Origin of the sequence: Nostoc sp. 2RC (assembly GCF_014222165.1) — a bacterium.
In the GTDB taxonomy this organism is placed as follows: domain Bacteria; phylum Cyanobacteriota; class Cyanobacteriia; order Cyanobacteriales; family Nostocaceae; genus Nostoc; species Nostoc linckia.
In genome coordinates this window covers 15,942-39,993 of the sequence record NZ_JACKZU010000003.1, presented here as the reverse complement: position 1 = coordinate 39,993, position 24,052 = coordinate 15,942, and the positions used below count along the sequence as shown (strand labels likewise).

Annotated in this window: 16 protein-coding genes; 5 read left to right on the top strand and 11 right to left on the bottom strand. The window is 39.8% G+C overall.

The window, feature by feature from the left end; all coding sequences use genetic code 11:
- Position 1: 1 nt before the first annotated feature.
- Positions 2–3,223: an RNaseH domain-containing protein gene (locus tag GNE10_RS01010; RefSeq protein WP_185563255.1), complete on the top strand. Its 3,222-nt coding sequence runs from the start codon at positions 2–4 to the stop codon at positions 3,221–3,223.
- 456 nt (positions 3,224–3,679) lie between these two features.
- Here GNE10_RS01010 and GNE10_RS01005 read toward each other — a convergent pair whose 3' ends face one another.
- Positions 3,680–7,477 (bottom strand): hypothetical protein, encoded by a 3,798-nt coding sequence (locus GNE10_RS01005; RefSeq protein WP_185563254.1) that lies wholly within the window; start codon positions 7,475–7,477, stop codon positions 3,680–3,682.
- Between the two features lie 216 nt (positions 7,478–7,693).
- Positions 7,694–7,861 carry a hypothetical protein gene (locus GNE10_RS01000; protein WP_185563253.1) on the bottom strand — a complete coding sequence of 56 codons (168 nt, stop codon included), beginning with the start codon at positions 7,859–7,861 and terminating at the stop codon, positions 7,694–7,696.
- Between the two features lie 115 nt (positions 7,862–7,976).
- Between GNE10_RS01000 and GNE10_RS00995 the strand changes: the two genes are divergently transcribed.
- Entirely contained in the window at positions 7,977–9,080 is a 1,104-nt protein-coding gene (locus GNE10_RS00995; protein WP_185563252.1) for an XRE family transcriptional regulator, read from the top strand.
- Complete coding sequence (locus GNE10_RS00990; protein ID WP_185563251.1) at positions 9,067–9,582, top strand: hypothetical protein; 516 nt, start codon at positions 9,067–9,069, stop codon at positions 9,580–9,582. Before GNE10_RS00995 ends, GNE10_RS00990 begins: the two co-directional genes overlap by 14 nt.
- Before the next feature lie 35 nt (positions 9,583–9,617).
- On the opposite strand, the gene GNE10_RS00985 is transcribed toward GNE10_RS00990, so the two are convergent.
- Both GNE10_RS00985 and GNE10_RS00980 read right to left on the bottom strand, forming a co-directional pair.
- On the bottom strand, positions 9,618–10,133 hold the full coding sequence (locus GNE10_RS00985) for a restriction endonuclease (protein ID WP_185563250.1): 516 nt from the start codon (positions 10,131–10,133) through the stop codon (positions 9,618–9,620).
- The gene (locus GNE10_RS00980) at positions 10,127–10,339 is read right to left on the bottom strand and encodes a helix-turn-helix domain-containing protein (protein ID WP_185563249.1); all 213 of its coding nucleotides are present in this window, start codon (positions 10,337–10,339) and stop codon (positions 10,127–10,129) included. The genes GNE10_RS00985 and GNE10_RS00980 overlap by 7 nt, the downstream gene beginning before the upstream one ends.
- Before the next feature lie 84 nt (positions 10,340–10,423).
- On the opposite strand from GNE10_RS00980, the gene GNE10_RS00975 reads away from it, so the two are divergent.
- On the top strand, positions 10,424–11,431 hold the full coding sequence (locus GNE10_RS00975; protein WP_185563276.1) for a site-specific DNA-methyltransferase: 1,008 nt from the start codon (positions 10,424–10,426) through the stop codon (positions 11,429–11,431).
- 52 nt (positions 11,432–11,483) lie between these two features.
- On the opposite strand, the gene GNE10_RS00970 is transcribed toward GNE10_RS00975, so the two are convergent.
- From GNE10_RS00970 to GNE10_RS36325, 5 genes are all read right to left on the bottom strand, one after another.
- Entirely contained in the window at positions 11,484–12,242 is a 759-nt protein-coding gene (locus GNE10_RS00970; RefSeq protein ID WP_185563248.1) for a DUF3427 domain-containing protein, read from the bottom strand.
- A 118-nt stretch (positions 12,243–12,360) separates the two neighbouring features.
- A complete protein-coding gene (locus GNE10_RS00965; protein ID WP_185563247.1) occupies positions 12,361–13,353 on the bottom strand; it encodes a tyrosine-type recombinase/integrase in 993 nt (330 codons plus the stop codon).
- A gap of 502 nt (positions 13,354–13,855) precedes the next feature.
- Entirely contained in the window at positions 13,856–16,834 is a 2,979-nt protein-coding gene (locus GNE10_RS00960) for a pPIWI_RE module domain-containing protein (protein ID WP_185563246.1), read from the bottom strand.
- Positions 16,835–16,878: 44 nt separating this feature from the next.
- A complete protein-coding gene (locus GNE10_RS00955) occupies positions 16,879–20,088 on the bottom strand; it encodes a hypothetical protein (protein ID WP_185563245.1) in 3,210 nt (1,069 codons plus the stop codon).
- Positions 20,085–21,353, bottom strand: coding sequence for a MerR family DNA-binding transcriptional regulator (locus GNE10_RS36325; protein ID WP_185563275.1), 1,269 nt, complete (start codon positions 21,351–21,353; stop codon positions 20,085–20,087). The genes GNE10_RS00955 and GNE10_RS36325 overlap by 4 nt, the downstream gene beginning before the upstream one ends.
- Before the next feature lie 274 nt (positions 21,354–21,627).
- Between GNE10_RS36325 and GNE10_RS00945 the strand changes: the two genes are divergently transcribed.
- The gene (locus tag GNE10_RS00945) at positions 21,628–21,888 is read left to right on the top strand and encodes a hypothetical protein (RefSeq protein ID WP_179052095.1); all 261 of its coding nucleotides are present in this window, start codon (positions 21,628–21,630) and stop codon (positions 21,886–21,888) included.
- Positions 21,889–22,155: 267 nt separating this feature from the next.
- Here GNE10_RS00945 and GNE10_RS00940 read toward each other — a convergent pair whose 3' ends face one another.
- Entirely contained in the window at positions 22,156–22,998 is an 843-nt protein-coding gene (locus GNE10_RS00940) for a DNA adenine methylase (RefSeq protein WP_185563244.1), read from the bottom strand.
- Positions 22,991–23,851, bottom strand: coding sequence for a HaeIII family restriction endonuclease (locus GNE10_RS00935; RefSeq protein ID WP_185563243.1), 861 nt, complete (start codon positions 23,849–23,851; stop codon positions 22,991–22,993). The genes GNE10_RS00940 and GNE10_RS00935 overlap by 8 nt, the downstream gene beginning before the upstream one ends.
- Between the last annotated feature and the right edge of the window lie 201 nt (positions 23,852–24,052).

The window sequence follows — 24,052 nt, the reverse complement described above, 5'->3', positions numbered from 1 at the left end:
AATGAGTAATAATTTTTATGATTACTTTGATTTAAATGAGGATTTATCCGAACTGGATAAAGAATCCCTGACGTTAGACGAAGATGAAATAGCAGAAATTACTTCACTTTCAGAGACCTTTTATATTCCGCTATCAAGACAACCCAAGCTCCTCGAACGAGTTCCTTTAGCCTTTACTGTACCGGACAATCTCTCTCCAATAATAGTAGAGGGTTTTACCCTTGCTTGGACAAAGAAATCTTTGGTAATTCTTGCACAAATTCAAAAAGGAAATCTTCATGAAGGGCGTTCTAACATTAAGAATCTCCCCTATGCTTCACTGCGAGGACTCCTAGAAGTAGGACTAAAAAATGTAGAACGAATTCAATTAAATTTAGGTCTGAGTAAATACGTATTAAATGCAAAGAATCCCAGTGACCCAGAAGCTTTTGCATACTTAAGTGGTGGTACTGAAGAAGAACTCACAAAGGCTATTAACTCAATTCTCAATGATTGGATAACTAACTTCCTCAAACCTTTTGCTAATAAACAAGATATATTACCAGAAATTATTGGGCGATTGGAAGATCTTTTTGAAGAAGGGGAGTTGCTGACAATTTCTCCGTTTAAATCTCATACTTTACCTTGGGATTGGTCAAAAGAGACAGGTACAACTCAGCCTAAAGATAAACATGCTTATCGGATGTTAGCAGACTTTGTATCTCGTCAAATTGCTGGGCATGAAATTTTTCAAGGGCTAGGTTCAATAAAACGCATTATTTCTAGTAGTGGAATGTTTACCTCTGGTGTGGCAGAACTGATTACCAATCCCATCAGGGAAAAATTCAGCTTAGTGCTACGGCTGGAAGTTGTGACTTATCCCTCTTTACATCAACCTTTGCTGAAAATTGATGTTTCCAAACGTCGGTGGCTCACTCAGTTAAAACCTCCTAGCTTAGATCGCAATGCAATTAGTGGTTTTATCTTTTCTCAAAAATATCCTGACCGTGCATTTAGTTTCAAAGTTATCTGTCAACAGGATGAAAATCAAAACTGGTGTTGGGTCACAGATAAAGATTTTGAAGCCTTACGCCGCGAATTGAATTTATTAATGCAGCCGTTTGATGGACAACAAATTGCGTTGGGCAGAGCCTCGACCGACCAATGCCAAGTATTGCTGACTTACCGCGATGGACTTCAAGATAATCCTGAAAAAGACGAAGACAGTTTAGAAGAAGAGGAGATTGAAAAGGGTGTACCAGAGATTGATAAGTTAGAAGCTTTTGAGGCACTAGCGAAAATTCTTAAACCATCAAAACTCAAACCGTTTAATAGTTACTCGCCTGTCAAGTCTAGACACAATCTAGATAAGAAAGCATCACGCATGATTAATTTACCTACATTGCTTGGTGCTGCTCTGGAAGCTCTTGAAACAAATCAAGACTCAAATTCTAACTTTCAATTTACTCCGAAATATCTTGATAAACTAGACGATAATCAACTCAATAGCTCCCTAAGGAAATACTTTGGCATTAGTTTAGAAGCAATTGATAATGGAAGAAAATCTCTTAAATTTATCAAAACAAAATTACCAGATCAGACGCAAGACCTTCAAGCTATTATTCAGGCAAACCAGGCTGCTATGCGACGGCTGTATCCCAACGAGCGTCTATCACTAATCATTTTTTATGAAGATGGGTTAGACACGGAAGTAAACCTATTAAAGGCAATTATTCCCATTCTGTGGGGAGAAACCCTCGAAGTTCTGTTTAACCGCTTACCAGCCAATACTCATGGCCCGCGAGAATTACTGCCAGGTAACAAATTGAAAGCTAAAGAACGGTCGCGCCATCGGGTTGAGGCATGGGATTCAATAACGCAACAAATTAAAAACCGAAGACAGCGAACTTTCTGCTTGATACTAGCACCAAAATTTTACCCAGATCCTAGTGGTCAGAAAGTTGCTAAACCGGACGATAAAGTTAACAAACCTTCAACCCGCCAAGCATTGGCTGCAAGGGCTGGAGCCTGCGTGCAGTTTCTTGAGCCAATGGCAAAGACATTCTCCACTAGGCGTTTCAAACTCGGAAATTTTTTTCATAGATTACAAGCTGCTTTGAAAGATTTGCTTTCTGCTCATTCTGGTCGTATTGATGATTTGCAACATAAGGTTGACAAGTATCTGGAGGATATTCCACCAGAAGCCAGACCAAAAGAAATCTTGGCGATTACAATTGTCCGGAAACAAAGGGGTCGCGCTCGTGGACTGATTGAGAATACATTTTTAGCTGTAGCAATGCGCCTTAAGGTAGATACAGGCAAATGCGACCTTTGCTGTGCTTACGAGAAAGCAAATCGTTTAGAAATTAGTCCTTGGAAAGACTTTCCTGATGCAATCTCATTTATTGCCCAACTTTCTCCAATCAAACTGGCATCGGAAGTTAGGGAGCGAAGGACTCGATTTATGGAATTTGTTAAACAGATTATTTCCAATTCTGTGGAAGAAGAGGCGCAGCCATTGGTAATAATTGACTCTTCTAACTGTGTCCAACTCTGGCCTTGGCTTGCTGATATCAGGATGGATGCAAATGAAATTGATCTTGGGCAGCAATATCAGTGGATGCAGCAGGAGTGGCAGGGCGCACGCATAGTTCGGATTCGACAAGACCTTGCGCCTGGAATTATCGATAAAAAAGTCAGACAGTTAGTTGAAACCTCGCTGGAAGATACACGCTCTATCAAAGAATTAAAGAAATTGTCCCCTAGCCTAGAAATTCCTTCAGCGTCTAGTTCTAAAGGATTGTTCCGACTGACCGCAACAAAAACAAACCAAACTGGGTGTGTTGCTTATCTGTCTGTGGGAAATAAAATGCTTCATCAGTACTCACGCGGGCAAAGTTGCTATGCCAAGACGCTAATAAACACACCTGCTGAAAAAGCTGATGGTTCCAAAGAAAAAGTTTATAACAATGCTGGGTTGATAATTCAGCAAGTTGCCACAAGAAGTCCGTTTTTTGGGCAGTGGCCCACTCCAAACCCCCTTGAGATTGTTGTCACCTTGCGGCAAGCGGAGGATAATCCAGATAGTCTAGCTTTGCTTGTAGAATCACTACGTTATAGTTTCGGTCACTATAGGGATTGGACTATTTTACCCGCTCCCCTGTTTTTTGAGCGTGTAGTGCGCGACTATATTAGCGAGTTTGCACTTGAAGATGAAGAGACTCAAGGGGAGTCAGACTCGTAGAAAAAACTGAGCAAAGTTCTTATAGGTATGAGAACAAGCGACCAGTAGGTACAGATCTTAAAGAACTGTTATGTTACCAATGCTACTTGTAATTAGTACCTTTGTATTAAACTGGATGGTAAATTAATTAAGGTCTAATTGCGTATCCGCCGAGATACCTGCAAATTGGGACACCTTGTAAAGTTTTATAAAGTTAATTGTCAAAAAGCTTGATTTCCCGTCGTTTCAGCCTCAAGCTCAACTTGACTATTCAAATGAAAACATTCCCTAAAAAGGTCATAAATGGGCAAGTGTAAACTGTGATTTTACCCCCCGCATGACCAAATTTTGAACCATAGCGTGACCAAAATCTGACAAGAACCACATTATGATTCAAAGGACAGTCTCCTACAACAATTAGAAACATTGTTAACAGATTGACGAGATATTTCCTTTCATTAACAGTTAGGACTATTCTTAATCCTCTAACTCCGTCTGAATATCTTCCCAGTGAGCATTAAAGATATAACTGTCAGCAATCCTGCGTAACATTGCCGCTGTTCTAGGATGAGTGTCCCTTACTGTAATTGCATAATTGCGATAGGTTTCAGCCAATTCTCGTTCTTGAACTCCACCTTTGCCCATTGATTTCCACCACATTCCCCGCTTGTTAAAAACACCAGTTGTTATCCCCTGTTCCATGTGTTTACTTGCAACTTCTTCAATAATTTCTCGCACTGCGATATCTGGCCATATACCGTCTGATGATTTCGGTGCATATGCTAAAACATGACCAATCTTTACATCTGCGATTTTACCTCTTCCACTTTCTTGACTAGCTGTTCGTGCCCGCAATACCCAATTTCTTAATTGTTCTATATCAACAGTCCCATCTTCCTTCAGTCCAGGTACTTGATGCCATGATTTAAGTAACTTAGACCCCAAGTTAGCACGGTTTAAAGTAGCTTGATCAATTTCCACTGATTCATCTCTATCATCTTCTGACTGATACACAAACTTTAGAATTTGTACAAAAAATAGAGGATCTTTGCAAAGTTCTTGGTAAAGAAGTTTAGGTTGCCGTTGGGAATGAACTAGTAGCGGTAAGTATATCCACTCCAAAAAGGCAAGTTTGTTATATTCGATGTTGTCTAGTATTTCTAGAATATCAAAAACTTTTCCGATGCGATAGCTAATATAACTCGTATTGAATTGTGGTTGTTCCTTATAGGGATCAACTGACGCGGCTTTTTCAAGGATGTCTACTAATAGGGTTGATGGGAGGAATTTATTTTTATCATTTTGGTATAAATTAACTAGGTTGAGTGCTGCATAGGGGCGATTAAATTCTAACAACTTAATGATTGCAGCCCCTTGTTCATTTTCTTTAACCCAACCCGCAGGAATAGTCTGCCAATATATATTTGTTAATTTCTCACCAAAACTTATTAACAAATCCCAACTACGTTTCTCAAACGGCAACGCATAGAAAACATTAATCACTTTATGTTCAGTCCAATGGTTATTTTTGGCACAAGAAAGGATATTTGCTACCCAATCCCATCCACAATTTTCCAGACGACTACGTATAAATCCTATTGCTAGAACATTAAGTTTCTCTTTCTCATTTCCAATAGTTTCGCTAATAAAGCTTATTTCAGCTTCTCCACTAATTGTTTCTATGCTTGCAATTGCTGCACCAAGTAAAACTGGCTCTTTTACAACCTCTGCCATTTCTAAAACAGCACTTATATCAGCTTGAAAGTAAATTTTTCTCGCTGCTGACGTTTGAGCCTCTTTAATTTTTTTACTTCTTGTCTCCCAATCGTTATAAATATGTTCTTTATGAAGACGATATAGGAAGTTAGGGTTAAAGGAGAATAACCAAGCATAACGATATATTATATCCTTTGGTTCAAACCTTCGGTGTAACAAGTAAAATTTATCAATGGCATCCGCAGATAATGCCGATTCCGCATCAGAAAATTCTTTGTGTGCTTGAATTATTTCTCTAATAATTTCACAGATTTTTACTAAATCTTCTTTTTTAATATTGATAATGTCAACTGCAAGTAGATGATTAACGCTTTTATCTTGTAATTGAGGTGGAAGAAACTCTATTTTTTTGATAACAGCACATATTTTTTCACTGTCACTCCCCATATTAGAAAGGACTCGCTCCACGAGAGCATCTATATTATTCCAGTATTCAGTACATGTAACTTTTGGAGTAGAGTCGGCATTCCAATCTCGCCAACGAGGTTGGTAAATTGGATCAGAAGTCTCCCCACAAATTTGTGGAAGCAGGTTACACAAAAGCTGCCAACCAATATCTGGTTCACGGGCGATCAGTGTATCAATAACTCGTAAGCGTTGAGTCGAATTAGCTGATGTTTGCGGGTTCCAGCATAGAAAAATCTCACACAAGCTAGAAAATGGACGGTTTATAATTTTTCCACCAGGATCAAGCCTGGAAAGTTTCCCAAGAATCAGCGTAACTTGTGAGAGATATTGGGCTTCCCAAACAAGCACTTCCAAAGCCCAAAGCAACCCTGTGTGAGGGCTACCACCAAAAGATTCCTCTTGTAAAAATAATTGCACTAAAGTAGGATTATCTTCTACCAGCCGATTGTCAACAGCTTCCAAAAATGCTTCTGGTGCAGCTTCTGCTAGAGTGGGTAAAAAATATGCAAGTGATGCCCAAATTCGCCAGTCAACATTGGAATTTAACAAAGAATGTATAATTCCAGTGACTCTTTCCTGAGCAGATATTATATCTTGGGTTTCCGACGGTAGCCCCCGTGTTGCTAAAATTGCTAAAGTTTCTGCTAGTCCTTCTCTGAGAAAGTCTGAGTTTGCCAACTCCTTACCATATATGCTGGCTGCATACCGTTGACCTAAGGGTAACTCAAATCGTGGGTCAAGGCTTCCTAAAATCGAGAGTGTAACGCTTGTAAATGCTTCCAGATCGTCACGGATAATAAAGCGTGATAAAAGATGCCATGAATCTTCGCGAGAAATTAACTGCCAAACACTTCCTATTTGTCGAACAGGAGGGTCAGAACTATTTAGCCAACGTGATATCTCTGCTACAACTTCTTCATAGGGTTTGCGAGCTAGTTTAGCTATAACTTCTCTGTCCCCCTGTTTTGTGTCATCCCATGCTCCAGCCAGTAAAATTGGAATAAGAGAACGGGCATTTTCTGGTTTTGCCCAATCGGGAGTATGTATTTCGGGTGCAACTGCAATTAGTCGCCGTAAAACGTTGAGATTTCGCTTGGAATTTTTAATTAAGTTATAGGCTCGTTCTTCTGATAGCCCCATATCTACCAAAGCCTGTCTAAAGGCTGTTTTATCGGGGCGCAACAGCTTTAATCCATCTTCAGGGAGTTTAATTTCTCTACCAATGGGGATAAGAATATGATGCTCTCTTGGCAAAAATTTTGGTTGCTCAAATGTTGGTATTAAGATTAGTGATTCTTGGGTGCTAGCAAAATACCGCCATGAAGGTTCACTTTGAACAATAATGCACCGAGATAAATACTCTACATTTTGTGCTTCTGGCATTTGATGAATAACCGCACCCAAAATTGCAATTACTTCTTCACGAGTATCTGCTTGGATAGTAAGCTTTGATGGTTCTGCTTGCAACCAATTATGAACTCTTTCAACTTCTTTCTCTCTGCCCGCAAGATGTAATTGTGTATTCATTGGTGGTGAAGTAGAGTTTTTCCACTCATACCAGAAGCTACCAATATCCTGAGCTTCTTGTAGCCACTTTCTCATTAACCAAGCTAACCTAGCATGAACAGCAGGGGCTTGTTCTAACCACTGTTCTAAGTCATCAGCATCATAAGCTTTTACATCAGCCCATATCCCCTCACTTTTCTTGTCTCTCTCCCACTCATTCTTATTAACCCATCGTCGGGGAGTAACAAAAACAAAGGTGGTTTCAGCAGTAACCACTCCTAGAGGATTCTTAACACGTTTAGTATAATCACCATCTGCTTTTCCCTTAAAATCTTTGTTAACTCCAAGTTCCCAAACTGAATAGCCATCAGGAACAAAACTGTTGCCTTTAGGTGCGTCTACAATACCGTCCCATCCCGGCATTTGAATACTCTCACCCGATGGAAAATCAACACGTCTGGGGCGAGGGTGCTGGACTGTAGCATGAATTAGTAAGCGTAATACTTGAGGAAGTCGTGCGCGAGCATCTAATCTATCTGCCCATCTAACTAGATCTGTTGCATCAACCCACTTTAATGGAACCATACTTAATTTTTTACTGATAAAAACAAAATAAATTACTTATTAATTCCCGTTGTGTACAGCCCAATGCAAATAATGATTTGGATTTTGAAACTGAAAAAGAACATAATAGAGGAAACTGAAGGAGTGGGCTAAGAGTGTAACACCACCCCTCCAATAGACCAAAACTAATACCATTACCGAGTTGCGTTCAGTTTCCACACTGGACGCAATTTAGTATTAGTCTTCTTTACGAACACCTTTAAAAGGTTCTCCGTTTTCCTTCACGTTCATAAACCGTCCGGTTTCAGCATTACGCTTTACCCATTGTTCGGTCACAGGGTTGTAAGTTTGGCTGCGGTTGTCCACAGCACCACGGCGATAACCGTTACCTGTATTCTTTGCCATATCTTTATCACCTCCTTAAGAAGGATGTAAAAGTGTTTTGACATTTTCTATTATAATTAGAGAAAATCTGATCAACAACTTTGACACTCCTAGCGATCGCAGGAAAAAATCAGCCATGAAAGAGATCATTGCTGCGAACCTGATCCGCTACCGTAAAAGTCTAGGCTTGTCTCAAGAGCAACTTGCAGAACAAGCTGGAGTAACTCGCCAGAGCATCAATAACTACGAGAACGCCAAAACTTTACCAGACAGCAAAATCCTTTCTGCTCTGGCGAGTGCTTTGGCCATTACACTCGATGACTTGCTACGCTCACAAGGTGAAGGACTACCCAACTTTCGGTTCCGCGCTCATGTTTCCTTTGACAAAAATGCCCAGTTTGCAGCCCAAGTGCTACGAATGCTGCAAACTTATAACGCCCTAGAACAAGCTGTTGGCTTACCAAGCTACACCCCAGAAAGTACACCTTGTCATCAAGTAGAAAGCAACGAAAAGCACATTCAAACAATAGCTGCTTTGTTTCGCCATCGCCTGGGCTTGGGAGATGCTCCTATTGCCAACCTGTTTCAGTCTGTAGAAGAAATCGGGTTAAAAGTTTTACGCCAGCCCATTCCCATCAAAGGTTTCTTTGGTCTGAGTGCTTGTAGTGATATAGAAGGTGCTTTTGTTTTGGTAAATACCTATAACATCACTATTGAACGCCAATTATTTACTCTTGCACATGAAATTGGACACTTAATCTTTCACCGTGTAGAGTACCAAGACACTCTAATTGAAGAAGGAACCAAAGAGGAAGAAAAAGCACGAGAAAAGGTGGCTGATTACTTTGCCAGTCACCTACTTGTTCCCCAAGCAGAATTTGAGCGGATGTACACACTTACCCAAGATATTGTCAAACTCAAACGGCATTTTCGGGTGAGTTACTTAGTTATCTTGAATCGTTTAGCAGAAATGGGAACCATTGATTTTGCTAAAGAGAAAGCCAAAATATGTGCAATTTATAAAAAGCAACATGATGGGGCATCTTTGCAAAACTCGATGGAATTACCACCAGCACTGGTTGCGGAGGATTATCCAGAAAATGAACGTTATGAATTTCTAATTTGGCAGTCCTTAAAATTGGGCAAGATTTCAGAAATGAAAGCAGCAGAACTTCTCAACTTAACTGTTGAAAAACTGCGGGTGCGTCGTCAAGAAAATGAGGTTTATGCAGTCGCTTAACGGAACAATTCTTGACGCAACAGCACTCATTGATTTTCGCTGGCTGAACGAGTGGGGGTGGCTACAACAGCACTATAGCCCGTTGTACATTGCCCAGGAAGTCTTAGACTCAGATCAACTAGAACCCCCAACTCGCCAAGCTGCTAACCAATACTTAACACCTCTGGCTCTTTCGACAGAAGAGATGTTTGCCAGTTTTCTAGAATTTAGCGTTAGAGAACCACTTTTGAGTGTTGCAGATCGATCTACAATTGCCATTGCCCGTCATCAATTGCTGATTTGTGCTAGTGATGATGGGCTAGTTGTTGAAACCTGCAAGGCATACAGTGTTGCTTACATCAGAACACTGCGATTATTAGCTGAGATGGTAGAGACAGGACACAAAACAGTGATAGAGGTGACGACAATGGCTGATACCTTAATCAACGAGCGGGGTAAACACATTTCGTCCAAAGTTTTGACAGATTGGACAACAAGTTTACAGAAGTATGGCACGAGCTAAAAAATAAAATGTGATTAAATTAAGTACTTTAGATGTTATCGTCTTCTTTTGGTCAAGATGCTAGGAGGAGCGCCGTATAGCAATTCGCCATTCTCGACTACATATTTTAAGGGAATTTTTGGGTTGTTAATGTCCTTCTGTCCATCGGTGTGCCACTTAGTTTCCCAAAGAGTATAAAACGGTTCTAAGTTTGCTGGTTTGAGACGATAAATTGTTTGTATTTCAATATTTTTATAAATGGCAAAAATCCAATCAACCTGGCGATATTTGTTAATGATAATAGGGTTCATGTGGTGGTGGGTTGAAAACCCTTTTGTGAGTTCAATATTGATTGATTTTAATTCGTATTCATTTCCATCCAGATCGATGGCATCGTTTCCCTCTCGCCCCGGAAGGACGGTCAAACCAAGTATCAGCAGAACTTGCAGTAGTTTGCCACCATTATCCTGAAAAATGTCGTTAATACCGTGCTTCGATGCTAATTGTTGGTACTGCTGTATAGCAGGAAACAGTATCTCCAGTGTTTCTAGATCGGGATGTGGTTTTAGCACTCCTTGTCCCTCCCTAGCAAATTCACTGCTTTTAAACCTAACGCTGTAGCGATCCGTTCAATGTTATCTATTGATATGTTCCTTTCACCTCGAACCACTAAGCCAATACAAGTGCGGCGCAGCCCAGCCAGTTCTGCCAGCCTCTCCTGTGAGATGCAACCAGCCTGCCGTGCTTTATGTGCATTATCCGCAAATAACTTCCTCATTTTAGTAATTGTTTTTTCTTCGGTTATATACCGGAATTGTTCTATTGACTACTTAACCTCTACAGATTATAAGTATCATTTGTGATGAACCCAAACGTGTACTTACAAGACATAAAACCTGCTTATTTCACTCGCAAAGGAGCTGCTTACTGTGGCGATTCCCGTGAACTCTTGCAAAAATTACCAGATAGTAGTGTTAACCTAGTTGTCACTAGCCCACCCTTTGCCCTTCAGCGTAAAAAAGAATACGGCAACAAAGAACAACACGAATATGTGGACTGGCTCAGCGAGTTTGCCGCACTCGTTTACAAAAAACTACGTGACGATGGTAGTTTTGTAGTGGATTTGGGTGGAGCTTATGAAAAAGGGGTTCCTGTCCGCAGCCTGTATAACTATCGAGTGCCTATACGCTTTTGCGATGACATTGGTTTTTTCTTAGCTGAAGACTTTTATTGGTACAACCCGTCTAAACTACCCAGCCCTATTGAGTGGGTTAACAAACGCAAACTGCGGGCTAAAGATTCGGTGAATACCGTGTGGTGGTTCAGTAAGACGGAGTTTCCCAAAGCTGATGTGACCAAAGTCCTTGCACCCTACAGCGATCGCATGAAGAAATTGCTGGAAGCTCCAGACAAGTTTTACAAACCAAAAGTACGTCCTTCCGGTCATGACATTGGTACAGCCTTTGCCAAGGATAACGGCGGAGCCATTCCGTCTAATCTGTTGCAAATTTCTAACACCGAATCTAACGGTCAATATTTAGACGGTTGTAAAGCGGTTTCGGTTAAGCAGCACCCCGCCAGGTTTCCTGCTAAACTTCCTGAATTTTTTATCCGTTTCCTAACAGATCCAGGTGATTTAGTAGTGGATATTTTCGCTGGTTCTAACACCACCGGTCAGGTTGCAGAAGCTGAAAATCGTCTGTGGTTGGCTTTTGAAGAACAACCAGAATATCTTGCAGCTTCTGCATTCCGATTCCTAACCAAAGAAAATACTATTGATGAGATGCAGGAAATTTATAATCTCATCTGTGCAGGAGAATCAATTGATTTGAACAATTATCAAAAGCAAACTATTCTCAGTTTTGATTAACTCTTAATTTTTGTGATATTTAAACTTGCATACTAAGCATAAATTAACGTAGTTAGCCATTATTCAGAATAATAGATTTTAGCTCATCAATAGTATAAGCTGGCTTTTTTCTATGAAGCATTGCGTGACAATTGGGACATACTGGACGCAAATCTTTTATTGGATCAAGCTCATACTCTTTACCAATTTCTGATAATGGCTTTAAATGATGAACGTGGATATAACCTTCACCAATGACTCCGTATACCCTCTCAAAACTAAATTCACAAACCTGACATATTACACCATAGTGTTTTATACAAAATTGTCGGGCATCGGGATTACGTTCATAAATGTTGACTGTAATCTGCTTAGTCGAGCCTTCAATGTATGTTTGAATTTCTGTTACTTCCTCTGGTAACCTAATTGGATTAACTTCATCTTCATCAATAAACTTCCAGATAATTTTAACGGGTGAAGTTTCTTCAAAAGATTTCGCTTGTCCTAAACCTACATATGTGAAAGCTTCTGTATTCCTTGACCTGATAAATATATATTTTTTGACTTTTGGGTTAATTAAATTTTGAATTTCAGGCTGGTATATTTTCGTATCATTTTTGGCAAACCAGATTAAATTATCTCCTATGAAGTGATTATTATAGTCGTGGCCTGTTCTACCAGGAATACCCATATTACAAAAAATAAAGTAATCTCCTTTATGTCCTGTATAGCCTGTGTACCAATTACCACCTTTTGGTTCTTCTATAAGCCCAATAATACGAAATATATCTTTTCTTGTATAGCTTTTACCACAGGTAAACTCATAGCTCATATTTTGTTACTGGAAATGGAGAAATTACTTTAAAATGCTTTACTTAGTCTTCCCTGCTAGCTATTTCCTTTAACTTCAAGAATTGTCTTTCTAGATGCGGTCAAACTCCACCTATTTTTTAAATCAATTCTGATATCGAGTCACTCATCTGCTTTTGCAAACGTTGGCGGTTATCATCATATTTCAACACCGTCTGCACTTGGGCGTGTCTGCTGAAACGTTGAGTAGCCCGGTAGTTACCATTATTGAGATCCAAAACTGTAGTAATCGCACTGTGGCGGATGCGATGGGGTGACATCTTCTTAGTAATTCCGGCTTGCTTGCATAGCCCATCGACCAATCGCCTGATTGCCTCCCCGGTTAATCTCGCGCCATTCTTGTGATATGCCAGCACCGTAAAAAGCGGGTCATCGCCACGTTTTTTCTTAGAAGCTTTAATCCAACCGGCGATCGCCAATGCAGTTTTGTCCGATAGGTCAAGCACTTCCTTTTGGCTACCCTTGCCTTTCCCCAGAATAGAGAGCGTTTTCTCCTTCGGGTTAAAGTCATGCACATTTAAATTGACTATCTCATTACGGCGCAAGCCATTATCCCAAAGTAACCGCAGAATCGCATAGTCACGCTTGCCCTTTTTGGTGTTCTGGTCAACCAGTGCTATAACTTGGGCATAGTCAGTAGCGGCAATACCTGTAGTGTCCCGGTAGGTTTCGACCCTTTCACCTTTGACATCATCTAAAGAAAAATTGCAGACCCCCAGCCGTCGCCCCATCTCTACCATTGACTTGATAGCACTGAGACGACGGTTCACCGTAGCTTCAGCCAGTTTTTTCTTGATGAGGTGTGCTTTGTACTTGAGAACCACAGCAACGGCGTGACGCTGTTCCAGGTGAAGGAACTCTAACACTAAATCCCGGCTGGGTTCTTTCTTGGCAACGAACAGAAAAAAATCTTTCAGGTCTTTTTGGTATTCGCGTTTAGTATTTAGAGATCGCTTATCCCCAATCAACTGCCCAATTACATCAGGGTCATTTTCTAGCGAGAAATCCTCACCGATCGCTAAGGCGAGTGAGTTTTCGAGAACGCTGAGATTTTCCGGATGGATCGATGTCATAGCGCAGCAGAGATTGGGAAGTGGAATACTCAAGCTATATCTTAGTTGTTAAAGGCGTGATTTTTACTCTAAGTGGTGCGAAAAGATATATTGTCGCACTATGTCCTGACACAGGTGAGGGAGGAGTTTGAAAAGTATTTGTCAGATAATTGACAATTGAAGAGGGTGATAGGGAGAAATTTTCTTCGATAAAAGTGTAAGGATTGACGAGGAAGTACGTGATCTGACGGTCAAAGAGCAGAGAGGTGACAGTAACGAACACCATCATCCATCTTTTGGGGTTAGGGTGTTCCAGGGTGTGTTGAGCAGAGGTAGGGATGACAATAGTTGATAGCAATACTGCTATCAAAATCGTCTGTACTTGCTTCTATACCCCTGGTTGATAAATCATTGCTATCAGTGAGTGATATCAATTTTGAGCAGCTGGCTCTGGCGACAGCTACCCTTGTTTTGGGCTTACTCAAGCCCATGTTTTTGCTTTGATCAAGCTATGAGATGACATTTATTCGTCTTCTGAAGAATCTTCATCCACCATCAAAACATAATCTCCCATCTGCGCTGCTAGGTGAAGAACAATTGGACGAGCTAAGGTGTCTTTGTATTGCAATGCCATCCGACGCAATTCATGCGTCAATACTGCCCAATGCCAAGGTTCATCTTTTGGTTGTATGCAAGCCACTACTAACTCAAGTATTGCAGGGTTTGACCAGTGGAGTTGAGGTTTATCCAATTTACTGAAATCTCGTTTTTCCTTTGGCATTGTATTAGACTTTTGCCCAATACTAAGAAATATACGTTCATTGCTGTTCGTATTAAATAGTCCCTCTGTCGCTACACTTATTTGTTCAAGTTCCAGCAAATTATCAAACAACTTCACCTTCTGTTTCTCTTGATCATGCAGAGCATACCATTCTGGAGTTTCTCCATCTTGGCGTACCCGAACTACGCGAAGTTTTGGCATCAGTTGAGGAGATTCAGTGCCAAAAACTATCCCTTCCTGAGATATTTGTGTATCTTGTAGCCATGTCCAATACCGTCGGATATTTTGAGCATCACAGAGGAGTAATGTATCTTTACCTCTTAACTCTTTGCTTTGCAGCATTCGTTTGATAAATCCTTTGATCTCCTTTTTTAACTCGTTGTTGTCTCCTGTAATAGATGTTCCTTTTGAGTTTATCTTTCTTAAAGCTTCATCGTAGGGTATCCAATCAGATAGACCATTAAAAGTAGCTTCTATTGTTTGAGAGTCAGAACGCATTTTCACCATAACTGGGATGAGTTGTTGTTTCCCATGCGCGCTGGTTTTAGAAGTGCGATTAACCAAAAATAAACCAACATAAGTAAGAGGTTCAGGAAGAATTGCTGATGGGATAACTATGCGAGGCGGAGCTATTTGTACTCCCAACGACCGCAGTAGGTCTAAAAAAGAAGTTATCGCTTTCTGCGGCAGTTCTTCTTGTAATTCGTTAATTTCATTCTGCTCTCGCCTGTTTAACTCTCTTCCTTTATCTTTTGCTGCCTTTTCATATTCCTTTCTTAATTCCTCATGTTCAGGGACAAGAAACTTAGATACCCTGTCAATTTTCTCTTGAGCAAAGCCTAAACGAATAGCTGCTTGGGGGTCTGTCCATTCAGGTTTCCAATGGTTTTCGCCATAAAGTTCAACTAATACCCCTACTTTCCCTGTGACAGGTTGCATTTGATTAACAGTTTTTGCTACTTCAGCTTTTCTACTCTTAATAGCTTCTTCTCGTTGTTTGGAATTTGGTTTTTTTGTTTTATCTGTAGATAAAGCTAAACGTTCTGCTAATTTACCTATTTCTTGCGTGCGTATAGTTATAGTCAAATCTATATCTGGGAAATTATGAATACCCGTTGTCGCTGTCTTCAACCCCAGGCAATACCATATTGCTTTTATAAGTGCATCCCGTGTTGACTCATTAATATACCAAATTTCGATGGTTAGCTCTTTGCCAATACAGTTACGTATAGCTTCACAAAGTCTTTTACTCTCTGAGCGGAGTTTTTCTGTAAATTCTTCTAATAAATTATCGTATCTAATTTTAAATTCTTCATCTGTTTCATCTTCTTTTTTATGAAAAGTATTTCTCTCTGATTCCTGTTTTATTAAAAGCTTTTCGTACCTATTATATTTACTTTTAAGTTTATCTCTCTCTAATTCTTGTTTTTTTAAAAATTTATCGTACCTATCTTTAAATTGCTCCTCTGATTCCGCTTTTTTTCTTTTTGGGATACCCATAGTCCAAGATGTACCATCAGGCTTGGGTAAATCAAATATTTGAGCAGATTGCTTAGTATTTATTTGATAATTAAACCGCTCATCTTCTATTAGTTCCCAATCATCTTTTAACAACAATGCTATTTGTTCAGCTAATTGACGACGGTTGGTTGGTGGCAATCCTTTACCTACTTTATGACCTGGAATTATCCCATCTTTGTAAGTAACACAAATGTTAGGAATATTTGAGAAATTAAGTGCTTGTGTGGGATTAGCTAAAATTTGCTCTGGGGTATATGGAAGCGGGTTGAATTGAGCTAATAACCCAGCTAAGTTATTATTCCACTTAGGCTCTCCTTTCCATACCAGTGGAGCGACTTGAAAGTATTCGGTATAACCGTAAGGATTTAATCCCTCACCCCATTGAAGCTTGGTACGAATATACACAGAACTAGCTTGCCCTGGTAGCAAACCAGTATCATTTCTACTGCACCACCGCCGGATACTCATATCACATTGCAGTTGAGGATATGGCTGGAATGGAACCGTTTGTACTTTCAAAGTCAGAACTATTGAGTAATAGTAAGTATGTTTGTTTTCTGTGTACGATAGCGGAGGCCAAGATATCAACTCTGCTCCTGCTCCTTCTATTGGCGCACAGCGATAGAACTGAATTGTTTCATCACTTAATTTGAACTTTAAGTTTGGGTCACTCAGTTGCGTTGCTAGAATATCAGGCAATAGGATAAATCCATCTGCATTTTCAGTAATATTGGCGGTTCCATTAGCATATTTTTTCCATAATTCCGTTTCTAGAGTCACCATTTCCCACTTGAAATTGTTAGGGTTCGACAGTTGCTGCATTACAGCTTGTCGTTGGTCAAAGGTTATCCCTTTCTTGCGCTTGTTTGGGTGTTCATCTGGAAACTCAGTATCTAGCCAATGAGAGAAAATTACTGATAATTTATCTATTGGAATTTCAACTGGACTATATAACCAATTTTTATCCCAAATTTTACCAATGTAAATTAAACCAGGGATACTTGCCCGTAGAGCTTCATTGAGTGATGTGATGGGAATACCAACTTTATCTTTAGGGCGGCTATCTCTCTCGGCTACAAGATTTTTTAATGAGTCTTTAACTGTTTCTGGAAACTTCAGTGCATAAAAATTTTTAGCGGGTAAGTTGTGTTTGAGGCGGAAAGCACACAGGCGGATTTTGTTGTATTTAGGTGATGACATAAATCAAATTATTTGTAAATTTGTGAAATGTTTACGGAAGAACATCAGAAAAGATTTTTAGTTTTGGCGATCGCTTCATAAAATGGGCGATAAAGAGCTTGAACTATCTGCCTATCCCGTTGGGTAATCTGAAAATCATCCTCCTCAAAATAAGGTTGTAGCAAATCTCGGATGCCAATAAGGATACTTGTTGAAGGGGTATCCTCTTGTTCATTCATCTGTGCAACATTAAGCCCAAACTTGGCATCGCACCAAAAGAGTTCTGCATTACTACTGCCGCGAATAAGCCGACCTACTACCTGCCAAAGTGAAACAGCAATATCCCAATGCATAGCAGGTAAGTTTTTTTCATCAAGAGTTCTTAGCCTTACTGGTAGGTGTAGCAACCGCAACCATTGACGATAAGCTGTGTCTCGAAAATTATTACCTAAGTCTTCCAGATTTTCTTCCTCAAATGTTTTGTAATTTTCAATTGCCCAACGGTTTATGGAGTGAATCGCATAACTGAGGTCATCAGGGCTTGGGTGGGGTAAAACCAGGAAGTAAGCTGCCCCAATTACTGCCATTCCTTTCTCATCAACAATATTGTGACCACGCTCTATCGCTTTTAGCGGGGCTATTAGAATTACCTTGTCAGGTTTATTGGCAAACTCAGATACTCGTCCTCTTTGCAATGTGTTATGACTTTCATTCTCTGAATCATCATCTAGCCATTCAGATTTATTATCATCTCTTGTTAAAGCTATAACTCGATTTCCCCACCCTAGACGAACTAAATGTTCGTGGACTATTTTTACTTGTTCATAGCTATTAACTACCAACAATATTTTTCGTCCTTTAAGGTCTATTAGTTTCTGTTCTAAATATTCTTCCTCTACTAACTTCGTGACAATTTTCTCCAAGTTCTTCTGTTTTTTATCCCCTGTTCCTGATACAAAGATTGGTCGATTTTGCTCATCGTATAACGGTAAAAACTCAGAGGAGATTGAAAATCCCTTATTAGTATTTGGTGACAGGACTCCGGTTACTGGTACATCAACGTGGTATGCCGGAGATTTACCCGCCCAACTTGTTCCTGACATCAGCAATATATGCGGACTTGCTATGTTGTCACTGGCGAACAAATCATTGAAATGTAGAAGTGACCAACGACCAACACCCGTACAACGAAAAAACCGCAGACTTCCTAACTGTTCTTTATAAGATTTGTGATACTGGAATGCCAACTGATTTCCCATTGGCATCGCGGGAATTATTGCGTTGTAGTCTGCGGGTGGTGCTTGAAACCACATTGAATCTTCTGCTTCTAGTTTGAGGGTATCTTGTACTTGCCTCCAGTGACGCATCATAAAGTAAAGTTTGTTTTGTAGAACGCAGACTAATAATGCAAACTCTAACTTAACGGCAATTTCTTGAATCTTCTGTGGTTCTAAAGGAATAGTGGCTTGTTTCTTGACCCATTCAATAAGAGAATTTTTCTTACCACTGGCTTTATGAGTGAGGGTAAAAAGTAAATCCTTGTCATTGTCTAGATTATTTATATAAGGTTCAAATATATCCTTCATTAAATTATCGGCATTTTCTGTTCCGGCTAAATCAATAGCAACTTCTCGCAATAGCAACCAATCTGTAAAATATTTTTTACTATTTTGCCATTGAGATAATTCAGGATAGTCCCCTCCTAACATCCAATAAATTTGGTCTGTGACTCGTTTAGCTTGTTGAGAAGCATCCCACCAATCGCTGACGATTTTTTTGCTAAGTGGTTGAGAATTTTGACGTACCAATTCAGCTTCAACCTTTTGCAAAACTTCATCTAACCAAGCATCTCTTGTTGGTCGGCGTAATGTTTGCTCTGGGCTAAATGCCTTATCTAGATAAGCTTGATATTGGTCTACTTCATCCACAATTACTAAGTCACTACGCCTCCAAACCAACTCAGCATAAAGTAAGCTTTCTTGGTTGATCTGCTGTGGCACCCTACTATAAATTAGACTTCCCGGTGTAGCAATCCAGATGGAACCTTTTACTAAATCTCGTTCTTTTTGATGGAAAGAGCATACGCTGTAAGCAGGACAAGCCATTTTCGCTTTTGGTGACTCTGACTGTTTCTCATCTGCCTCATTATTTTCTATATCCGTTGATTCTGATTTTTTAATAAGTTGTAGAGAGAGACAAGGTTGTTTGCCTATTTCAAACGGTTTTGACATTTCTGGGTTAACCAAACCGCTCAGTAAGCAAGTATTACTTATCCATTGAAAACCAGGATGTTCTTGATTGAATGGTTCTTCAGGATGGTTATTATAAACAGCTTGATGTAATCGATTAATATGACTCTTTCTGTTTGAATTTCCTAAAATTGGGGCAACATCGGTTACTCCTACATCAGCAAAAGTCTTAGCCAATTCAAAAATTTGAAGGATATCTCCTACGATTAACGTGATGTGTAATCCTTTTCTTGCTGCCCAAACTGCCAGAACTTTCATTAAGTTGGATTTGCCTGATGATACCATCCCTACTAGATGCATCATCTTGTTGATGGTTAGAGATTCAACTTGGACTAAACAATCATTATCATTAAAAACCTGTAATTTGACATTCTTTATCCATGTTTTCCAGTGGGATTTTAGCCCCCGCTTACTACATTGTCTATCCATCCATGCTGCGGTATCTTCTAGCTCTCTCCAAGTTATACAAAGTGGCTCTCGTAGGGATTTACCACTTAAATTGTGTCCGTTTGGCGGAGACTTTACAAGAGCAGAAGGGATTGTAATTGTTTCTATGATTCCATTTACTTCACACTTATATGTCTGGTCAGCTTCTGCCCATTTTATTTCGCGTCTTTTATATAATGGGATAGGATTTTTTAATGTTTTGGCATATATGTCAAATCTAAAATTGGCAATTGTTATATTGCTATTGATTTTAAACTCTTTTAAAGATTCAGATACTTCATAGCCCCTCTGGTCTGCGGCCAAATTACGATAATTATTCAGTGCTTCTGACCATACATAAGGTCTTCTATACTCTGTTAATAGATAACGCCCAGAGGCATACATTTTATGTTGCAACTGACTCCAGCTTTTGGATTCTGGAATAGAGAAAGGATAACCAGTCAGCAATACCCATAGACTACTTGCGGGAGCATTAGGAACTAAAGAACTTAATAAGTACAGTCCTAACTCTACATCACATAAATTCTCGTCTAATCCTTCTTTAATTAGTCGAGTCCGCCATTCTTTTGTATTTCTCATAATTGACAAATTTTTAATTTTTTCTCAACTGCTTTTATAAAAGTCCCTTCAAACATTGCCTGAGACTTTTTTAATTTAACTGGACAGTGATTTATAAACTCTTGAATATATTCGTCTCCATACTCTCTAATTTCATCAGCAAATACAAAAAATGCTTCGTGGTATGGCTGATGGGGAAGTCTAGGTATAGGCTCGTTAACCTTTTTAGCTAAGTTATATGCAGATTCCCAAAACTTTACGTCAACTGCCCAAACTGTTTGATCAGGAAAGACAATATGCAGGTCGTATTTATCAAAATCTGGATAGAGAGTTACTTCTAATCCTAACTCCCTCATACGTTTTTCTATTCTTAGTTCTGCACACCCTGGTCGATGAATAAAATATCGCAGCCCTTTTTTCAGCCATAAAACTTGGTCATCTTTATCACATTCAAAAGGAACTGGAGCTTTCTTTTGTTTAGCACAGTGTTTGTTTTCACACTTTAATTGATTGTCCACAGTCCGATGCATTAACCCGCTACAGTGACCACAGCAATAAAACTTCCCCTGTTTTTTGTAAGAAGCTGGAGCTTCTTCATAACTATCTTCTAAGACCTTTTGTAATGGCTTGAGTTGCAGAACTGCTTTTACATCTCGCTCTCCTTTTGTGATCACAGGGTTGCTAACAAGTAAACGGCGAAACTCTATATATAAGTTTGGGTCTTGTGCAGATTTTCTAAAAACTTCTTCCATCACCTCTTTTTGAATCCGCTCGGCTTCGTTAATATATGACCCGTCTAACTCAATACAAAAACCACTAGGCTTTTGGTCTTCTACAAATTGAACATCCTTCCACTCTTCTGGGCAGTCAATTTCAATAGTCCAATCTCTAATAGGATGTTCCGCCCAGTTAGTGAGGAAATCTGGAACCCCTTGAGGTTGAGTTTTAGTTTGCATCACACAATTAGCTTGTAATTTCTCTACTCCCAGTTGCAGAACTGCTGGGTAAGGGAAAAGTTTTAGCTTTTGCATTTGTTGTGCATACTGAACTATTCCCTTAGCTATCTGACGCAGGGTTGGTTCATCTGTTGTCTTGACATTTTTTGAGCTTGCCTTTGGCTTTGTATCAGGTTTATCGCCTGGCACGTAGGAGTTAATGTCAAATCTTCTCTGCCCAGATGGGGTTCGGATTGCCTTAATTTTGCCCGCAGCTTCCCATCGTCTCAAGGAGTCTACGCTTACTCCCAGTCGTCGTGCTGCCTCTTTTGGGCTTACATACTCTGAAATTGCTTTTTCCTCAATTCTTGTTTTTTACTATAGCATTGTCTAGCTTTACCTATGCAAACCTATGCAAAAATTTATGAAAATATCCATGAGGGGGGCTGGATAACTTATATATAAAGGCTTCTGGCTCTTCAAAAAAAACCTTGATGCACTCCTTATGCTTCTGAAGCGTGCTGCGTAAGTCCTATCTCTTAAATATTCGCGATCGCACCCTCAGCTTGCCGCATTGAATACAGTCTGTTATCTTGGACTGGTACAAATTTACTAAATAATCTATATGCCCCAAAATCGCCGTACTAGCGCAGAAATGGCTTCTTTAGCTTCTGTTATCCTTAACGATCCACGTTCTAGTGCTACATCAAAGCAGCTTGCTGCATCTGTTTTGTCTCAGGCAGCACCTTCAGACCCTAGAGGTTATGGTCAACGTAGAACTAGCGCAGAAATGGCAAGTCTTGCTAGTAAGGTTCTTGCCAGTCACTTCTCTACTGACATTGACAAAGAGTTGGCAGGTTCTGTCCTTTCTCAAAGGGCATATTAATTCAATTCCGCCTTCACTTGCGATCGCTCCATAGCGATTTAAAGGCTACTTGGATGCTCAAGCCAGGAAGTAATCTGATTTCAGACAAAAAGTAGCCTTTTGTCCGTTTGTAAGAAAACTGAATATTCAGAAAAATTACTTTATCTTATTGACAAAATATTCTATATCTTCCAAAGCTTTTTCATAGTTTCCACTGGGAAGATTTACTTCTGTTCCATCTGGCATTTTATATACCACTAACTTAAATCACCGCTAGTTCTAAACTTTTTATACAACTTCCATAATTGTAGGCAAAATGTATGATTCAACAGGATAGTTAGTGATGAACAGCTCCTTGCCTTTGTCTGCCTTCCCCTGTTTGTAGTTGTTCATCCCGTATTGCAACTCCCATTCATAAATGTAGGCAAAGGCAAAGTTACGCCGCACTTGTTCACAATTATCGTAAGTGATCAACCATTTATGTGAACATTCCGCCATCAGCTTGGCAAAGCGAGAATGGTCAAAACAGGTATGCAGATCACCTTTCTTACCATAAAGCTTAGATTGAGTCTTGCTGAGATAAGGTGGATCTAGAAAGATAAATACATCATCCCCTGGTTCAGTAAGTAGGGTGCTGTAATCTAAGTTAGTCACACGGGTATTAATAAAACAACCATCCAAGGCTGCTAGCCGCTCAATCGAAGAGTCTGTAAACCGACCTTTGAAGGAAGCACCAGAGTAACCGCCACTTTCAATCGTTCCCGAAAAGGTAATCCGGTTAAGAACAAAAAACCGCACAGCCCGCTCAAGCGGACTCATGGTAATCGTATCTGCGGCAGCGAGAGATTTAAACAAGGCACGTCCATCTGTTGTCTGTTTTTTTACTTTCCAGACTGACTCAACTAACTCTGATAAATTAGTTTTGACCTGATGCCAGAAGTAATACAGTTCTGGGTTGAGATCATTAACCCAGCAAGGCATATAGTGATACTTCTGTGAAACATGAAAAAATACAGAACCTCCGCCAACAAAAGGTTCGCGGAACTCCTTAAATTTAGAAGGTAGGTAGTAAGCAATTTGAGGAATTGCCTTTTGTTTACCGCCGGGATAACGTAATGGACTTTTAAGCATAAGGAATTATCGTAGCAGGAAGCGGATTTTTTAGTGCTTTAGTATCAAATTTCAAACTGGGAGAGTTTTTAATTTGGCTGGATGCGGTATGTAAGCGCATAGAAATTTCCCATCCATTATCAAAAATCAAATTTACATACTGTCTGTTAACCGTTGCTATCACATTAGTAGGCATTTGGATTTGTGCAAACTGCTGAATAGTCAGGGTTTGGGCGTTGGTATCAACAATAATTTTGTAGTAATTGACATCACCAACAAGGTATTGAAATAAATTAGTGGCGCAAGTGGAAGCATGGCTATTGATAAATTGACTCACCAAATTACAGACAGGGGTATATAAATGCTGTTCAATCAAAGCAGGCGGTAATTCTGCAAAAAGCCTTGCCTGCCCAATATATTGCATGAACTCTTGTGTGGTTGCTCGGTATTGTTGTCTAAACTGCTGCATCTGTGGGTCATTTTTAGCGTAACCGCAGTGAACTGGAGTTGTGCCAGGACGTTGGTGCCTGAGTGCGGTATGGTTATGTTTGAGTGACAGATTTACTGTCCATGCTTTTGAAGTGAGGCGAATGTCAGTAACGTCATTTTGATTTTGATCTGGCAATCGATCTACTGTGATTGATGGTTGCTGGGACAACTGAAACTGAGGATTAAGCCAGAGTAGCAGCAGTGCATCAGCCGCACTTGTCAGTTCATTTAAGAGTAATGAATTTAAGTCTGTTAACTTGCTGGCATCTCTAAGTTGAGCATTGTTAGCTCTAACTGTTAGGTTTACTCCTGGATGCGTTCTAATTATTACTTCTGTTATCAGGTACTCTAATACACGACCATGCAGGTTTGAACGGGGTGTCATATTTGTGGAACATTATGTTTTTCCACAGAGTAACCGATGACCTACCGAAGTAATGTGATTTGAAAGCTTCGTAAAATCATGTAAAAGCAAGTTCAATAATTATGTAATTTTTTACCTAAAAATGCAATGCTGCTACTTAACAGTGTTAAATGTGGCAAACTGCGTCTCTGTTTAAAAGTCGAAACAGCCTCTTAATCCGGG

What these genes read in the sequence shown, in the direction of transcription:
- GNE10_RS01010 (WP_185563255.1), top strand. Translation starts at nt 2, where the DNA reads ATGAGTAATAATTTTTATGATTACTTTGATTTAAATGAGGATTTATCC.
- GNE10_RS01005 (WP_185563254.1), bottom strand. Translation starts at nt 7,477, where the DNA reads ATGGTTCCATTAAAGTGGGTTGATGCAACAGATCTAGTTAGATGGGCA.
- GNE10_RS01000 (WP_185563253.1), bottom strand. Translation starts at nt 7,861, where the DNA reads ATGGCAAAGAATACAGGTAACGGTTATCGCCGTGGTGCTGTGGACAAC.
- GNE10_RS00995 (WP_185563252.1), top strand. Translation starts at nt 7,977, where the DNA reads ATGAAAGAGATCATTGCTGCGAACCTGATCCGCTACCGTAAAAGTCTA.
- GNE10_RS00990 (WP_185563251.1), top strand. Translation starts at nt 9,067, where the DNA reads ATGCAGTCGCTTAACGGAACAATTCTTGACGCAACAGCACTCATTGAT.
- GNE10_RS00980 (WP_185563249.1), bottom strand. Translation starts at nt 10,339, where the DNA reads ATGAGGAAGTTATTTGCGGATAATGCACATAAAGCACGGCAGGCTGGT.
- GNE10_RS00975 (WP_185563276.1), top strand. Translation starts at nt 10,424, where the DNA reads ATGAACCCAAACGTGTACTTACAAGACATAAAACCTGCTTATTTCACT.
- GNE10_RS00970 (WP_185563248.1), bottom strand. Translation starts at nt 12,242, where the DNA reads ATGAGCTATGAGTTTACCTGTGGTAAAAGCTATACAAGAAAAGATATA.
- GNE10_RS00965 (WP_185563247.1), bottom strand. Translation starts at nt 13,353, where the DNA reads ATGACATCGATCCATCCGGAAAATCTCAGCGTTCTCGAAAACTCACTC.
- GNE10_RS00960 (WP_185563246.1), bottom strand. Translation starts at nt 16,834, where the DNA reads ATGTCATCACCTAAATACAACAAAATCCGCCTGTGTGCTTTCCGCCTC.
- GNE10_RS00955 (WP_185563245.1), bottom strand. Translation starts at nt 20,088, where the DNA reads ATGAGAAATACAAAAGAATGGCGGACTCGACTAATTAAAGAAGGATTA.
- GNE10_RS00945 (WP_179052095.1), top strand. Translation starts at nt 21,628, where the DNA reads ATGCCCCAAAATCGCCGTACTAGCGCAGAAATGGCTTCTTTAGCTTCT.
- GNE10_RS00940 (WP_185563244.1), bottom strand. Translation starts at nt 22,998, where the DNA reads ATGCTTAAAAGTCCATTACGTTATCCCGGCGGTAAACAAAAGGCAATT.
- GNE10_RS00935 (WP_185563243.1), bottom strand. Translation starts at nt 23,851, where the DNA reads ATGACACCCCGTTCAAACCTGCATGGTCGTGTATTAGAGTACCTGATA.